Source organism: Alkalihalobacterium elongatum, from assembly GCF_019024285.1.
Classification (GTDB): domain Bacteria; phylum Bacillota; class Bacilli; order Bacillales; family Bacillaceae_F; genus Alkalihalobacterium; species Alkalihalobacterium elongatum.
On the sequence record NZ_WMKZ01000003.1, the window covers coordinates 140,367 to 155,772 of the forward strand.

General features: G+C 37.1%; 15 protein-coding genes. 12 read left to right on the forward strand and 3 right to left on the reverse strand.

Features of this window, described 5'->3' with window-relative positions; translation table 11 throughout:
- Positions 1-222 precede the first annotated feature (222 nt).
- Positions 223-435, reverse strand: coding sequence for a hypothetical protein (locus GKP30_RS06345; RefSeq protein WP_216828580.1), 213 nt, complete (start codon positions 433-435; stop codon positions 223-225).
- Positions 436-778: 343 nt separating this feature from the next.
- Here GKP30_RS06345 and GKP30_RS06350 point away from each other — a divergent pair, with 343 nt between their 5' ends.
- Positions 779-1,432, forward strand: a complete 654-nt coding sequence (locus tag GKP30_RS06350) for a peptidylprolyl isomerase (protein ID WP_407928595.1) — start codon at positions 779-781, stop codon at positions 1,430-1,432.
- Positions 1,433-1,688: 256 nt separating this feature from the next.
- Here GKP30_RS06350 and GKP30_RS06355 read toward each other — a convergent pair whose 3' ends face one another.
- Positions 1,689-1,982, reverse strand: a complete 294-nt coding sequence (locus GKP30_RS06355) for an SAV0927 family protein (protein WP_216828581.1) — start codon at positions 1,980-1,982, stop codon at positions 1,689-1,691.
- Between the two features lie 365 nt (positions 1,983-2,347).
- Positions 2,348-2,779: a CBS domain-containing protein gene (locus tag GKP30_RS06360; protein WP_216828582.1), complete on the reverse strand. Its 432-nt coding sequence runs from the start codon at positions 2,777-2,779 to the stop codon at positions 2,348-2,350.
- Positions 2,780-2,995: 216 nt separating this feature from the next.
- On the opposite strand from GKP30_RS06360, the gene GKP30_RS06365 reads away from it, so the two are divergent.
- The 11 genes from GKP30_RS06365 to GKP30_RS06415 all read left to right on the forward strand — a co-directional run bounded on the left by GKP30_RS06365 (position 2,996) and on the right by GKP30_RS06415 (position 15,376).
- The gene (locus GKP30_RS06365) at positions 2,996-4,453 is read left to right on the forward strand and encodes a UDP-N-acetylmuramoyl-L-alanyl-D-glutamate--2,6-diaminopimelate ligase (RefSeq protein ID WP_216828583.1); all 1,458 of its coding nucleotides are present in this window, start codon (positions 2,996-2,998) and stop codon (positions 4,451-4,453) included.
- Positions 4,454-4,647: 194 nt separating this feature from the next.
- Positions 4,648-6,477 (forward strand): WG repeat-containing protein, encoded by a 1,830-nt coding sequence (locus tag GKP30_RS06370; protein WP_216828584.1) that lies wholly within the window; start codon positions 4,648-4,650, stop codon positions 6,475-6,477.
- Positions 6,478-6,643: 166 nt separating this feature from the next.
- Positions 6,644-8,020 (forward strand): Glu/Leu/Phe/Val family dehydrogenase, encoded by a 1,377-nt coding sequence (locus GKP30_RS06375; RefSeq protein ID WP_216828585.1) that lies wholly within the window; start codon positions 6,644-6,646, stop codon positions 8,018-8,020.
- A gap of 76 nt (positions 8,021-8,096) precedes the next feature.
- A complete protein-coding gene (locus GKP30_RS06380) occupies positions 8,097-9,185 on the forward strand; it encodes a hypothetical protein (RefSeq protein ID WP_216828586.1) in 1,089 nt (362 codons plus the stop codon).
- Between the two features lie 283 nt (positions 9,186-9,468).
- On the forward strand, positions 9,469-11,229 hold the full coding sequence (locus GKP30_RS06385; protein ID WP_216828587.1) for an ABC transporter ATP-binding protein: 1,761 nt from the start codon (positions 9,469-9,471) through the stop codon (positions 11,227-11,229).
- Positions 11,226-13,046 carry an ABC transporter ATP-binding protein gene (locus GKP30_RS06390; RefSeq protein WP_216828588.1) on the forward strand — a complete coding sequence of 607 codons (1,821 nt, stop codon included), beginning with the start codon at positions 11,226-11,228 and terminating at the stop codon, positions 13,044-13,046. The genes GKP30_RS06385 and GKP30_RS06390 overlap by 4 nt, the downstream gene beginning before the upstream one ends.
- Positions 13,047-13,681: 635 nt before the next feature.
- Positions 13,682-13,903: a spore germination protein gene (locus GKP30_RS06395; protein WP_216828589.1), complete on the forward strand. Its 222-nt coding sequence runs from the start codon at positions 13,682-13,684 to the stop codon at positions 13,901-13,903.
- Positions 13,904-13,918: 15 nt separating this feature from the next.
- The gene (locus GKP30_RS06400; protein WP_216828590.1) at positions 13,919-14,128 is read left to right on the forward strand and encodes a spore germination protein GerPB; all 210 of its coding nucleotides are present in this window, start codon (positions 13,919-13,921) and stop codon (positions 14,126-14,128) included.
- Positions 14,129-14,165: 37 nt separating this feature from the next.
- Positions 14,166-14,780 carry a spore germination protein GerPC gene (gene gerPC / locus GKP30_RS06405; protein ID WP_216828591.1) on the forward strand — a complete coding sequence of 205 codons (615 nt, stop codon included), beginning with the start codon at positions 14,166-14,168 and terminating at the stop codon, positions 14,778-14,780.
- Positions 14,777-14,956 (forward strand): spore gernimation protein GerPD, encoded by a 180-nt coding sequence (locus GKP30_RS06410; RefSeq protein ID WP_216828592.1) that lies wholly within the window; start codon positions 14,777-14,779, stop codon positions 14,954-14,956. Before gerPC ends, GKP30_RS06410 begins: the two co-directional genes overlap by 4 nt.
- A gap of 48 nt (positions 14,957-15,004) precedes the next feature.
- Complete coding sequence (locus GKP30_RS06415) at positions 15,005-15,376, forward strand: spore germination protein GerPE (RefSeq protein ID WP_216828593.1); 372 nt, start codon at positions 15,005-15,007, stop codon at positions 15,374-15,376.
- Positions 15,377-15,406: the final 30 nt, after the last annotated feature.

The window sequence follows — 15,406 nt, forward strand, 5'->3', positions numbered from 1 at the left end:
TATGGTTTAATCGAATAGTCAATTAGTCGATGTATTACCAGACAACATCAAGAATTTGAAAACCGATGGCTATGTATTTAGAAAGTTTTCGAAATGTAACATAAGAAGAACTAAGCATAATGGTTAACATGAAATTAGCAACTAAACCTATTGTTAAATAGAAAGAAGAGAAGGTAGAATACACCTTCTCTTTTTATCTAGTTAAACGGACAACTAATTTTGTTACTTTCTTCTAATCCTTCTAGGGGGAACTGCAGCAGTTTGTTGGCAAGCTAAACAATCATTGATGCATTGTGTCTGTTGGAGTGGAAATAAGGCTTGACAGACATTTCTACAATAACGCTCACAGCTTGGGACAGTTTGTCCAGGCTCAATTTGATAAACACCTGGAAGAGCCCCTAAGATACGACGCAACTTTTCTCCTTTCGATAACATTAATGATCACCTCCTTATTGATAAACTATGACTATCTTTTTGATCTGACAGGACGAATACCATAAATTCTATTATTTTTTGGATCTATGTTAATACATAAGTTGATTTATTTGTAACTTTTGTTATTTTATGAAATGGGCATTGCACTCGTATTTCAAAACCGTACAGAAAACACTAATAAAGATAATTGCTTATACCTTATATATAAAAATGATATAATGATTATTGCTATAGGAACTTCATTTACATAATCCATAGACAAAAATTGATCTCTTGCAAGGAAGGAAGATGAGTAAAATTGCAAACCAAGTTGTTCAACCCAAAAAAATTCATACTTTTGACGATGTTAGTTATGTTGACTGCCTTTGTTGTTGCTTGTGGGACAGGCACCGAAGCACCGACTGAAGAAGAAGTTGGAAACGCAGGTGAAGCTGAACAAGAAACAACTGGAGGGGATGTAGTCGAAGAAGCTAGGTCAAGTGACAATCCGATTGTGACGATTACGATGGAAAATGACGAGCAAATTAAAATTGAACTTTTCCCAATGATTGCACCAAACACGGTTACTAACTTTGTGTCTTTAATTGAGGATGGATTTTATGATGGTGTGATCTTTCACCGTGTCATTCCAGGATTTATGATTCAAGGTGGTGACCCTGAAGGAACAGGAAGGGGAGGTCCAGCCTATACGATACCAGGAGAGTTTAATGCCAATAATTTTGATAACCCGCTTCCTCATGAACGTGGTGTGATTTCAATGGCAAGAACAAACGATCCGAACTCGGCAGGGTCTCAGTTCTTTATTATGCATGAATATGCCCCTCATTTAGATGGACAATATGCTGCTTTCGGGAAAGTAGTTGAAGGAATGGATACAGTGGATAACATCGCAAATGTTGAGCTTGCTGGGGAATCACCAAAAGAAGCACAGAAAATGAAATCTGTAACAGTAGAAACTCACGGAATTGATTACGGCTCGCCCGAAAAGGTTCAATAATTATGTAAGAGGTTGACTCCTCACTGTGTTTTACTTTTTTCAAGAATTAATAGTCCGTAAAAAGCTAAATTCAAGTTTGAACACAGGAGTCATCCTCACTACTATAAACTTTAAGAAACCACTTTATGTTTTCCTGTTCCTTCATAGAAGGGACAGGAAATTTTTTTTATGAAAAGAAAAAGCCAGCGTTTACGCACATTTCCTTGCCCTTGACAGCGCTTACATAAAATTAAGATTGCCAATATCTCCCCCTTAATTATTCATACTGATTAAAGTTTTTTGCTAGAGGAATCTTCGATTGTAATAATGCAGAAACTTCTTGAGCTATTTCATCATCTTGAATGCGAAAAACTTTTTTAATTATTGAAACATTACTCACATCTTGGAAGTCCAATAACGAGGAATTACCGCTTTGAAGACAAGTTACTAAAGTCTTTCCAAAGAAGTGATCTGAAAAAACAAGCGTGAAATCATACATCCTGCTTTCGGATGCATATCCGATGTGTTGAACAGTTGACAAGTCATCCATACCATAAATCGACTCAAACAACATAATCACTCCTTTTATTTAATTGTGTGTAACGCGTAAAGGTTATAATACAGAAATAAAGGGGGGTAACAACAAGAGGACAATACATCGTAACCTCATCAAGAATTAATATGATTAGTTAGAATTAAGAAAAAATATTATTGCTTAGTCTGCTTCGAAAAACGATTATAGTTTACTATATTCATCTTTGGAACTAAACATACATGAATAATTTTTATTTTCAAAATATTTAAAATACTTATAAACCTCTGTCTAACACCAGTGTAATAATTGACCTGTGAAAATTTCAATGCCAGAGTACCATTCTTTGAGAATGGAACTAATAAAAAAGGACGGCTATTTAGCTGTCCTCAATGCTTAAAAGGTTATTCTTGTCGATGGGCTGGAGTTGAAATACTGGAAAGTGCTTCTCCAGCTTCATTTTGGTAAATATTTTCTACAGCTAAGTCTCCAATAGCTACCATTCCGATTAATTGTCCATTTTCAACGACAGGTAGTCGACGAATTTGTTGCTCGGCCATTAATTGCGCTGCTTCATGTACATCCATGGTTGAAGAGGCTGTTACAACATGATCTGTCATACATTGTGAAACTGGAGTTTGACTACCAATTCCTGAAGCAGTTGTACGTAATGTAATATCACGATCTGTAATAATCCCCATTACTTGCCCGTTTTCAACAACTGGAATAGAACCTACATTCAATTCTTTCATTAAAGTAGCAGCCTTTTGAACCGTATCTTGCGGTGTAACAGAAGCGACATTTGTTGTCATTAGATTTTGTAGTGTTTGTGCCATAATAATCCCTCCTTCTCTTTCGCCTATAGTATTTCCATGCGAATAACAGCTATGTATCGAGCTAACAAATAAAATAAGAAGGCTGAAATAGGAGAAAATTAGTAAGGAGCATTTATATAGTGCGGATATATTCTTACAACATGGAAAGAATATATCATTATATATTTTTGAGAAACCCTGGTTTAAGTAATCTTACTTTAAGGAGTCAGGCTATCCATGAAGTTGAGTTCTTTATTGCAATCGATTGAAGATGACCTCTTAGCAAATGAAATACCAGACATTTTAATAAGTGGCCTACATTTTCATTCAAGACAAATTAAAAAAGGCTATGTTTTTGTTGCTATTTCTGGTTATGAAACAGATGGGCACCAGTATATACAAGATGCGATTGAAGCTGGTGCTATTGCCATTATCGGTGACAAAGATTTAAGGGGATTTTCGATACCGTACATTCGCGTAAAAAATAGCCGCAACATTCTTCCTAAGCTTGCTCAAAGCTTTTTTGGAACATCGGCAAAAAAACATACGTTAATCGGTATTACTGGAACAAACGGTAAAACGACAACAGCTTTTATGCTCCGTCACATTCTAGAGGAGGCAGGTATTCGGTGTTCCTTAGTAGGGACTGTAGCTAATATTATCAATGGAGAACATTTATCACCATCTAATACAACTCCAGATCCAATTACGTTGCATGAGCTTATTCAAAAGAGTGAAGATGAGGTAATAATAATAGAAGTTTCTTCTCATGGACTAAGCCAAGGCCGAGTAAATGGAATTCCATTTGATTTTGCACTATTCACAAATCTTTCTCATGATCATCTGGATTACCATGGAACGATCTATAATTATTTTGAGGTCAAAGCTCAATTATTTAACCAATTAAATCATCACGGTGAAGCAATTATTAGCAATTACTGTGACTGGAGCAGGCGACTTATTGATCGTTTAGCAACTAATCAGAAAAATGTATTTTCTGTCGGTTATCACGAAGCAGACCATATTAATTTAGCAAATGTAAATGTAGAATTTTCAACTGATTTTGATTTGAAAGAAGAAGGGCTTCACCATAGAGTTGCCTTACCTTTAAGTGGTCTACACAATGCTCAAAATGCTTCTCTTTCATTCATTACTGCTCGAAGACTAGGATTACATTCAGATCAAGTGATCACTGCTTTAAATTCTTTTCCTGGTGTCCCTGGAAGGTTCGAAACATATTCCCATGGTAACGGAGCGATATGCGTTGTTGATTATGCACATACACCAGATGGACTAACACATGTTTTACAAACGATTAAAAAACAAGGAGCCAAACGTATCATTCACATTTTTGGGTTTAGAGGTAACGGTGATCCGACCAAGCGAAAAGAAATGATTACAATCTCTTCTAACTTTAGTGATAAATTCATATTAACGTTAGATGATCTTAATGGGATAGAAGCTAGCCAAATGGTAGACACTCTCCATCATCTACTCGAAAGGCACGGGAATGGGAAAGGCAGTGTCATTGAGGATCGTACAATTGCTATTCAATCGACTTTGCAAGAGACGCAAGAAGGAGATTGGATTATAATTACAGGTAAAGGACCAGAGTCTTATAAACAGTCATTTCACTACCCGACTTCTTCAGATAAAGAAACTATCCATTATAACGCAGCAGCCTATGGAACCTAACCGTTTCATAGGTTTTTTTGTTGGTTTACGGTCCCAATAGGTAAAAGTGACATACTTTGGGATAATGCCTTTTGTTAAATTTCAATTATACTTCGGTTCAGTTATTCATAGCTCTGGATACATTACATAGGTAAGAACCCAATTCAATTCATCCCCATATACTAGAGAAACTATAAGTTTAGGGGAAATGAATGATGAGAGAAGAACAAAATTCGATTGATTTTGTCCGACACTTTTTGCCCAATACGTCGTCTTCAGCAACACCAAGAGTTATTCGTAAAGATTTGAGTTTAGATGAAGCAAGAAAAAAGCTTTGTCGTCTCTTTCCTGCTTCCATTCAAACAGTAGAGGGGATGAAGTGGGGGTTTATTAACCAATTAGGTACTTTAAGGCTTCCTGCAAAATACGACAGAGCTGATGATTTTCAAGAGAATGGTTTAGCAATAGTGACTAGAAATGATAAAACAGGGTTAATCAATTGTTCTGGCAGATATGTTGTTGAACCTATATACGAGTCTGTCCTTCCCTTTACAGAAGGGAGAGCTGTGGTCATTGATAGAGAGGGATTTAAAGTATTAGATGAGCAAGGAACTATACTTACAGTTAAAGCTTACAACTTTATAGCACCTTTTGAAGAAGGGCGTGCTGTATTTTCTAACCAAACAACCGATGGTCAGTATCTTTATGGATATCTAGATAGAAGTGGTCGAGAAGTCCTTCCACTGCAATACCAATACGCAAATGATTTTAAGGATGGGACTGCCCTTGTCCGTCTAGCCGATCAGAATCATGCATTAATAGATAAGGAAGGAACGATCATTAACACGTATCCGTATCCAATCATGAGTGGATTTAGTGAAGGTCTTAGTCCTTTTAGAAAGTCGTTTGATGACCCTTATGGTTATATAAATGAAAAAGGTGATATTGTCATCCAGCCACAATTTTCAACTGCACAGCTATTTCATGGAGGAACAGCGGTTGTCAATGTGATTGATGGCATATCCAATCGGTATGGATTAATTGACAAAGAAGGAAATATCATCATATCAGCACAGTACAACGATATATTACAACTAGAGGCGGACCGTGTAGCGCTTGGAAAGGCTATTGATACTGACAAACCATACATGGGGTCTGTTTATGCGATCGCTACAAGCGACGGGGAATTACTAAGTGATTTTCAATATCATACGGTCTCTCTTTTTAAGGATGGTTTAAGCTCAGTTACACAGGACCAATATACTTTTTTCATTGATAGAACGGGAAAAAGAGCGAAAAACTATCCAGTAGTTCAAGGAACTGGCACTCTTAGTCTTGAGAATGGCATCATCAAAGCGTTCGTTGATCAACGAGTCATGTATTATGATCGTTCAGGAAAATTGATCTGGAAGCCTAATACGATTATACCGCTTAATGGAGCCTATAAAGTTCGAGAAGTAAAGTTCAGTCCAAATAAAGATTATCTAGTGTATTATCCGCAAATTGAAGGGATGAAAAATAAAGTCAGACAGGAAGAAATCAACCGCCTTCTTAGTGAAAAATCTAATATAAAAGACATACCGAGTGATGTTCAACTCGATTATACGTATACAGGTGATTTTTCAATCGAATTCTATAAAAAAAACTTACTAGTTTTGAAATTATCAGCTTATGAATATCCGTTTGGTGCCGCTCACGGAATGCCAAGTCAAGAGTTTGTTCATATCAACCTTGAAACAGGTGACATATATGAACTGAAAGATCTTTTTACACCAGGTGCTGATTATGTAGCGGCTTTAAGTGACATCGTCGAAAACCAAATAGATCAAGAACAAAAAGAAGGATTTTCCTACTTTTTCCCTGGAGCCTATCAAGGCATTAAACCTGATCAGCCTTTTTATATTACAGAGGGCGCACTTGTGGTTTATTTTCTACCTTATGAAATCGCAGCTTTTGCGGCTGGTTTTCCAACCTTTCAAATCCCTTATGTAGATATAATCAATATAATTAACGTCGAAGGTTCCTTTTGGCAGTCATTTAATTAGTATTAAAATTCTGCATTAGCGATATTTAAGTTAACTACTAAGCAGTGATACTAATGTATTACTGCTTCTTTTAATCGCAAAAATAAATAGCACTGAAAGTTGGATAATTAATGATGGAATTTAAATACTAATTGTAGGTGACTAAAAGAGAAGGAGGTCGTATAAAATGGGTAGCCAAACTGGGGTTATTGTTCAACGTTCATTACAAGCGCTGCTTGAAGACAATAGTTTTTTGCCAAACTTGCAAGGGGAAACTAGAGATCAGGCGTTTACTTCACTGGCAGCCATCCTCTCAACACCCAATCATGTGCACAAATCGTTTTTACGTATTCCTTTAGAAAATGGTAAGGTCGTGAGAATTCCAGCTTATCGCATTCAACATAATAATACACTCGGTCCTTATAAAGGCGGGATCAGATTCCATGAACTTGTTAACGAAGATGAAGTGACTAATTTAGCTGCATTGATGACTCTTAAAAATGCGTTACATGAAGTCCCTTTTGGTGGTGGAAAAGGTGGGGTGGTTATTGACCCTCGTGACTTCACGGAAAAGGAACTTTTACTTATTTGTAAAAAGTATGTTCAATACTTTAGTGACATTTTAGGTCCTGATAAAGATATTCCTGCACCTGATGTTGGAACAGGGGATCGAGAAATGGACTGGATGACCGCAGAGTATAAAACGATACGTCCTGGTCAGCCGTACCGCGGAAGCTTTACAGGTAAAAGTGTGGTGAATGGCGGTTCTTTAGGTCGAAGAGAAGCGACAGGAAAAGGGGTTTATTTTACCTTCCGCTATCTACTTGCAGATTTTATAAAAGAACAAAGAAAATGGTTAGAACACAATGGAAACCAGTATGCAAAAACGGCTTTAGATTGCGCAGATCTTCCCTTATCAATTGCAGTTCAAGGCTTTGGAAATGTTGGTTCGGTTGCAGCACTCGAAGCTTACCATTGTACTTATTTACAAAGCAATATCGTAGCTGTCAGTGATCGGAACGTGACATTATATAATTCCGAAGGGTTGAATATCCCAGCCTTAATTGATGCAGTAATAAAAAATAATTATGAACTACCAACTACTCAAGAACAATTAGATCAGTTCAATATAAAAGCTAATCTTTTAGGTAGAGAAGAGGTGCTTTATTTAGATATTGACGTTCTAATTTTAGCAGCACTTGAAGAACAAATTCGTAAAGACAATGTGGACCAAATAAAAGCAAAAATTATTGTGGAGGGTGCCAACGCACCTGTAACTGGTGATGCTGATCGTGTTTTAAATGAAAAGGGCGTCATTATTATACCCGATATTCTAGCTAACGCAGGTGGGGTAATCGTATCGTACTTTGAATGGCTTCAAGGACGAGAAACTCAATTTTACAGTGAAGAAGAGGTGTTTAAGCTTCTTTATAATAAAATGACAGGAACGATGAGTACGATCCTGCCACAATATTTTGGTGACCCATTTTCCTTACGAGAAAACTGTTACATTCATGCTGTTATGAAATTATCTACAATTATTTATCGGCAAGGGAAATTATAACTACAAGGCTATGGTAAAAGGAGACTTAGTAACAAAAAAGGGGAAAAACTCTAAGAAATAGGAAATGATAAAACAAATGAAAAAAATAACAACTTTTATGCTAATTCTTTTAAGTTTACTTTTATTCATTAACGCTCTACCCGCTGTGGCCAAAGATGATCATAATCAAGTTTCTTTTATCGTTAAAGCTTCGGGTCAAGCTGTCTATCAATCGATTACAACTGTGCAGTCGGATGAATTATATCACGAAATTCTGAAGGCGAAATTCACATCTGTAAAAGATTTACCGTTTTCTAATAATTATGTTTTATTTGTAGAAAACGGTCTAGTACGAATTTTAATTGCCGATAATACAGGACAGCTTTTTGACGTTCAACAAAAAAAGAAACTTCGTATTAAGCCTCAAACAGCACACTTAATTACCGAGCACTTTAAAACATTAGAAGCGGATCATTTTGGAAAAATACTAACTTGGGATGAGGCTACCAAGATTTTACCTAAGTACACGTCTTTTAAAATAACAGATCTTGAGACTGGCTTTAGCTTTAATGCACAAAGACGAGCTGGTAGTAAACATGCAGACGTACAACCGTTAACCCATCAAGATACAAAGGTAATGAAAGCGATCTATGGTGGGAAATGGAGCTGGAATAGAAGGGCGATAGTAGTTCATGTGAATAACCAGGTGCTCGCGGCTTCAATGCACGGAATGCCTCACGGAAAAGGGGCATTAGCCAATGGCTTCCCAGGTCATTTTTGCATACACTTTAAAGGAAGTACAACACATCGATTAAAAAATACAGATTTATCACATCAGGTCATGGCTCATAAGGCTGCTGGGCAGCTTGATCAATTTACTAAACAACTCTCAGCAGAAGAAGTTATTGAACTGTTTCTAATCGCTGTGCATCAAAAAGAGACTGACATATTGAGTCTTATTTATCAAGGAGATGTACATTCCATCCCGATCGACAACATTGTAGCCATTAGAAAAATGGATAAAAGACATCAGCCCGTTAAAGAAAAGCCGCTTATATATCAAATACCAGTAACCTATAGGTACCAAGCCAAAGATGGACCAATCGTTGTGGAAACTTTCTTATTTACCGTTATGCGCAAGTCCCCTACAGATGAATGGAAGCTCGTGCACGTCCCATTCCATTAAGGAACTAATACCAACTCTAACTGCATACAATGAAAAGCTTATCGGACTCATCGTTCATAAGCTTTTTTTTATTTATAACGGTGCCAGGCACCTTTAATCAACTGCATTGGTAAAGGTGCCTGGCACCGCGATAAAATAGTTTTATCGAAATTTCAAAAAATACTGTAGCGAATGATTGGATATTTCTTTCGAAACCCGATATATTTATACTATTACCATTTTTTGATCTTACCAATTGACACTTGGAAGACACGCAAATATACAGCTTAGGAGGAGGTTTACTATGGATACTTTTAAAAGGTTAAAAGAGTTTTATTGGCCTTATAAGAAATTCTTTATCGGATCGATGTTATTTTTAATAGTTGTTACTGCAATAACTGTTATTTATCCAATCATATTAAAGGTCACCATTGATGACGTTATTTTGGCAGGTAACTCTACGTATGTTCCGTACATCGCATTTGGATTTATTTTATTAATGGTCGTAAAAGGGTTCGCGACGTATTACCATCAATTTTTAGGGGACTTATTTGGCGTTCGGGCTGTTTATGAACTACGGAATGCACTTTATAAGAAACTGCAATACTTGCCCTTTCGCTATTATGACAATGCAAAAACAGGCGATTTAATGTCTCGGCTCACTGCAGATGTGGAGGGCTTCCGTTTCTTCTTATCTTTTGGGTTTGCCCAGCTCTTAAACTTAGTTTTAATCGTTACTTTCAGTTTTAGTATTATGCTATATTTCAGTGTTCCGTTAGCAATCGTCACCTTGGCTTCCATGCCATTTTTAATTTTAACTGTTTATCGATTTGATAAAAAAGTTCACCCCGCATTTAAACATATTCGAAAGTCATTTGGACATTTGACGACAAAAGTACAAGAAAACATCAGCGGAATGAACACGGTAAAATCCCTATCACGCGAGGACTTTGAGATTGATAATTTCGTAGATAAAAATAGTGATTATAAAAATAAATTCATTAATACATCAAATATATGGGCAAAGTATTTTCCAATCATGGAGTTTATCGGGCAATTATGTGTTGTTTTCCTTCTAGGTTACGGTGGGTGGCTGGTCATCCAAGGGTCATTACAACCAGGTGAGCTCGTCGCTTTTTTCTCATTAGTTTGGTACATCATAGGGCCATTAATGAATCTTGGCTTTATCATCAATACATTTTCACAATCAAAAGCTTCTGGAGAACGTTTATTAGAAGTACTTAATGAAATCGAGGATATTCGAGATGCGGAACAACCATTAGAAACCAGCATTCGAGGGCATGTTCAGTTTAAAAATGTTAGTCATCAATATAGTAGTGAAGAGGAACTCGCATTAAAGGATGTTTCATTTGACGCACCTCCAGGAAAAGTTATCGGGTTAATTGGAGCTACAGGGTCTGGGAAAACGAGCTTAACTCAACTTATTTCACGGTTTTATGAGCCAAACCATGGAGAGATCCTTATCGATGGCCGTGATATTAAACAATACTCGTTAAAAACATTGCGTCACCATATCGGTGTTGTGCTTCAGGAATCATTTTTATTTTCATCTTCCATTCGCGATAACATTGCCTATGGAAATCCAGAAGCAACACTAGAGCAAATTACAGAAGCAGCGAAACGAGCACAAGCCCATGATTTTATTATGGAGCTTCCTGATGGTTATGACACGGTCTTAGGTGAACGGGGAATGGGGTTATCTGGCGGTCAAAAACAACGTATCGCAATTGCCCGTTCGATTCTCATTGATCCGAGCATCTTAATTCTTGATGACGCCACAAGTGCCGTTGACATGAAAACAGAAGGAAAGATTCAAACCGCTTTCCGTGAAGTAATGACGGGGAGAACGACGTTTATTATTGCACATCGAATTTCTTCTCTTAAACACGCTGATGAAATACTCGTTTTAGAAAATGGAGAAATTATTGAAAGAGGTACACACGAACAATTAATCGCAAACGAAATAGGTTCGTACCGTAGAATTTATGATATTCAATTTCAGGACCAACACACGTTTCAACGACAACTGGGGGTGAGCTCATGACGGAAAAATCGCACAGATCAACCAAAAATCATCGTTTCCACTATTCACTCGACTCTGCGATCGAAAAGCCATTTAACTGGCCACAAATGATCCGTTTGTTCAGTTATATGAAGCCGTATTCGAAAAACCTTTTACCGCTGGCAATTGCTGCGATGATTATCTCAACGGCCGTTCGACTTACGACTCCTGTGTTAATCGGGGTGTACGCATTAAACAATGTTATTTATCAACGGGATATGAATGCGCTCGTTCATGTCGTTGTTTTAATCGCGGGACTTTACATGCTGTCATGGCTTGCCAACACACTTCGAATTCGCTGGATGAATAAGCTTGGACAAAATGTCATCTATGATCTACGTCAAAGCTTATTCAAGCATATTCAACGGCTGTCGCATCGATTTTTTGACCAAAGATCTGCAGGATCAATTCTCGTTCGTGTCACAAATGACGTCAATTCTCTTCAGGATTTATTTACGAATGGGGTTATTAACTTATTAATGGACGTCTTATTACTAATCGGGATCTTCGTCATTTTATTTGTATACAGCCCAGAGTTAACACTTGCAATTATGGTTATTTTACCGATTATGTTTATTATCTCAACGAGCTTACGAAGAAAAATTCGCCGCTCATGGCAAGTCGTACGTGTCAAACAGTCACAAATTAATTCTCATTTAAATGAAAGTATTCAAGGGATTCGTGTCACGCAATCGTACACCCAAGAACGCGAAAACATGTCGTTTTTTAATGAAATGAATGAAGATAATTTTAAAGCTTGGCGAAATGCGACGCAGCAAAATGCGATGTTCCGTCCATTCGTCGAAATGTCCAATGCAATCGGTACAGCGATTTTAATTTGGTACGGTGTCTTCTTAATTCAATCTGGAAGTATAGATATAGGGACATTTGTAATGTTTGCTTTTTTCTTAGGCATGTTCTGGGAGCCTATTTCGAGGCTCGGCCAAGTGTACAATCAGTTACTGATGGGGATGGCTTCTTCTGAACGAATCTTTGAGTTTTTAGATGAAAAACCTTCTGTTCCTGAAAAAGATGGCGCACAAGACATCAAGAAAATAAAAGGGCATATTACATTCGAAGATGTTGAATTTGCTTATGATGCGAAGCGAAAAGCACTAGACGGAATTAATCTTGAAATGAAACCAGGAGAGACTGTCGCACTCGTTGGTCATACTGGATCAGGGAAAACGACGATTGTTAATCTAATTTCCAGGTTTTACGATCCAACGAGTGGTGCCGTCAAAATTGATGGCCAAGATTTGCGCGATTTAACACTTGATAGTATCCGTCAACAGGTGAGTATCGTTCTACAAGATACGTTCATCTTCTCTGGAACCATTATGGAGAACATACGCTTTGGTCGTCCAGAGGCTACAGATGAAGAAGTCAAACAGGCTGCGGAAATGGTTGGGGCGAGCTCCTTTATTGAGCAGTTAAAAAATGGATATGAAACAGAAGTCGAAGAACGCGGAAATATCCTTTCGGTAGGGGAGCGGCAACTGTTATCGTTCGCTCGGGTGTTACTAGCGAACCCGCAAATTTTAATTTTAGATGAAGCGACTGCAAGTATCGATACGGAAACGGAACAAAAAATTCAAAATGCTTTACAAACTTTGTTAAAGGGTAGAACTGCAATTATTATTGCTCATCGCCTTTCGACCATTCGTGAAACCGATAACATCATCGTTTTAGACCACGGCCAAATCGTAGAACAAGGAAACCACGAGGTGCTTATGAACCACCAAGGCCATTACTACAATCTGGTCCGTGCCCAGTTTCAAGCAATGGAAGCGAGTTAACTAAGAATATATTGCAATAGTCCATATAACCGCACCCTCACTAGGTGACAACGTCTACCTGTGTGGGTGCTTTTTTACGTCGAAAAACACCGATAAAAGTAGTCATTTCCTCTTGTACCTTGTCATTTCATGCGCTTCCTGGGGAAATATTACGTTCATTTCCTTATTTTTCACTTAAACTCAGTTAATGTTGAGTACTGATTTTGGGCTGTAACGATTTTCAACAATATACTATACACCGCCATTATTAAAATAGGCTCTTTTCTTAAGGATTGTTGCTCTTCTTTTGGACCAAAAGCAACAAAAGTATACGAAAACAGCTTTAAAAAAGAAAGCTAGTTTATTTAAAAAAGCTGAATTCGTATGTCAAATCACTATTAATCTCAATAAATCGTACAATTAACACAAAAATTTAAATAAACGTTTAATTAAATCTTTGAATAAAATGGCTGGTGGTGCTGGGAGCGCACTATTGTTAATTGTTCATTTTTCACCTGTTATTTTTTGGATATATAAATGTTGTTTTTTAGTTAATGGTGTAAGGAATTGATTTTACATACGTCCCGATTAGGTGTAACGCCTAGCTGAAAAATTCATATAATGCCTACAAGGATTATAAAAAAGGGTGTTTGTCTATGCCAGCGATAGTAGGAGCTATAAAAGTTAATAGCATATCAAGTAGTGGTGTTTTTCATATTGGAGATGTCTTTAATATCTCACCAAAAAGTCAAGCCAAAACGTTTGCAGGTGCTGGATCGTTTATGACAGGAGACGGCATTCAAGTGAGAAATGACTATAATACAACCCAAGTATATGATGCCGATTTAGTGGATCAGCCAATAGCAGGAAATATTTAATTAGGGGCGGTTGGTATGAATTTTTTTATAAACCAAAACATTGTTATTCATAACTTAAGAGTCGAGGGTATTACAAACTCTTCTGTTTTACAGATCGGAAGTGCAGGGATGATTAAAGGAATTTCTAATCTATACAATACAGCTGGATTTGTTGAACCTGCTCCTGAACTAGACCGTCCTCCTACTACTTTACCTTTGGTCCCCCTGGCACCTCCAACCGCATAAAAGGTAAATTGAAATCTTGTAAAGAGGTGGGGAGACGATGTATAACAACTGGAATTATGGGGCGTACTTTGAAAAAATGAACGGATATTTACAAGCACAAAATCAAAAAATTCTTCAGTTAGAGCAACAACTTTTGCAGATGCGTGAAGAGTTATCTCAATTAAAACAAGGTCCACCAGGGAGCCATATTGACAGAATCGAATATAAATTTGATCAACTAAAAATTGAACGTCTCGAAGGAACGTTAAATATCGGCCTTACTCCTAATGGAGGAACATCACCAATTGAAGATTTTAATATTAATCAAAATGAATTGAATGTCCCAATATTTTCTCATATGCATCCAGAGTGTGTTCAAGCGATAAAGCATCAAATCTATCATTTTTTAGATCACGAATGTCATCCGTTAATTCAATCCCTTGAACAAAAACATAATTATCAATTGGATCCAAATTACCGTAATTTTATTATTGGTGATGTAAAAAAACAAATCGATCAACGGATCAACCACTATTTAAGTCAAGTACAAGGTGACCAATATGATGTAAAACAGGTCGAACAAATGACAGTCAATAAGGTAAAGGAAGACATCGGGAATACTTTTGATGCCTTCATAAAACATTTACCAAGAGAGGAGAATCCACCAACATGAATTTTAACGTTGTAAATCGAAACCTGTCTGTAGGTGCCATCCGAGTTGTCGGGGTTGCTAGTTCCTCTATTTTTCTTGTAGGGGATACAAATACGGTTTGCTTGTCTTCTTATTTTGATACGCCGCCTGAGTCTTTAATCGTCAGTCCATTTGTACCTTTAGCTCCTGAACAATAAATTGAGAAGTTGGTAATCTATTAGTTGATAGATCGAAGAGGTGGAGCCATGCAAAATCGTATTTCACACGTAAATACTATAAATGTAAATGACGTCTCTTTAAGTAGCACGTTCCAAGTTGGTGACAGTTATCATATTAACCAGTGGTCAAGGGCGCTTGCTGTACAACGGCAAATTCCATTTTTTTATGGAAATGAAGGGAATTTTGATGCCTTTCCAATGTTTCATATTAAAAACCCGATGCCCGTAATTACTGAACCGATTACGATAACAAGAACGAATGAAAATCCATTTATCCATGTGGACCATATAAGAGTGATAGCTGTTGGTTCTTCTTCTAGTCTTCATATCGGTTCAAACTCAATCATTAATGCCGAAACGCGAATCAAACATATTCGGCAGTTTGTAGAAAACCCTTAACAATTGCGTAACGATAAACAAATTGCAACA

Coding starts and splice junctions, on each gene's coding strand:
- gerPC (WP_216828591.1), top strand. CDS start 14,166: ATGTATAACAACTGGAATTATGGGGCGTACTTTGAAAAAATGAACGGA.
- GKP30_RS06350 (WP_407928595.1), top strand. CDS start 779: ATGTTAGTTATGTTGACTGCCTTTGTTGTTGCTTGTGGGACAGGCACC.
- GKP30_RS06390 (WP_216828588.1), top strand. CDS start 11,226: ATGACGGAAAAATCGCACAGATCAACCAAAAATCATCGTTTCCACTAT.
- GKP30_RS06345 (WP_216828580.1), bottom strand. CDS start 435: ATGTTATCGAAAGGAGAAAAGTTGCGTCGTATCTTAGGGGCTCTTCCA.
- GKP30_RS06365 (WP_216828583.1), top strand. CDS start 2,996: ATGAAGTTGAGTTCTTTATTGCAATCGATTGAAGATGACCTCTTAGCA.
- GKP30_RS06400 (WP_216828590.1), top strand. CDS start 13,919: ATGAATTTTTTTATAAACCAAAACATTGTTATTCATAACTTAAGAGTC.
- GKP30_RS06380 (WP_216828586.1), top strand. CDS start 8,097: ATGAAAAAAATAACAACTTTTATGCTAATTCTTTTAAGTTTACTTTTA.
- GKP30_RS06385 (WP_216828587.1), top strand. CDS start 9,469: ATGGATACTTTTAAAAGGTTAAAAGAGTTTTATTGGCCTTATAAGAAA.
- GKP30_RS06395 (WP_216828589.1), top strand. CDS start 13,682: ATGCCAGCGATAGTAGGAGCTATAAAAGTTAATAGCATATCAAGTAGT.
- GKP30_RS06410 (WP_216828592.1), top strand. CDS start 14,777: ATGAATTTTAACGTTGTAAATCGAAACCTGTCTGTAGGTGCCATCCGA.
- GKP30_RS06370 (WP_216828584.1), top strand. CDS start 4,648: ATGAGAGAAGAACAAAATTCGATTGATTTTGTCCGACACTTTTTGCCC.
- GKP30_RS06360 (WP_216828582.1), bottom strand. CDS start 2,779: ATGGCACAAACACTACAAAATCTAATGACAACAAATGTCGCTTCTGTT.
- GKP30_RS06415 (WP_216828593.1), top strand. CDS start 15,005: ATGCAAAATCGTATTTCACACGTAAATACTATAAATGTAAATGACGTC.
- GKP30_RS06375 (WP_216828585.1), top strand. CDS start 6,644: ATGGGTAGCCAAACTGGGGTTATTGTTCAACGTTCATTACAAGCGCTG.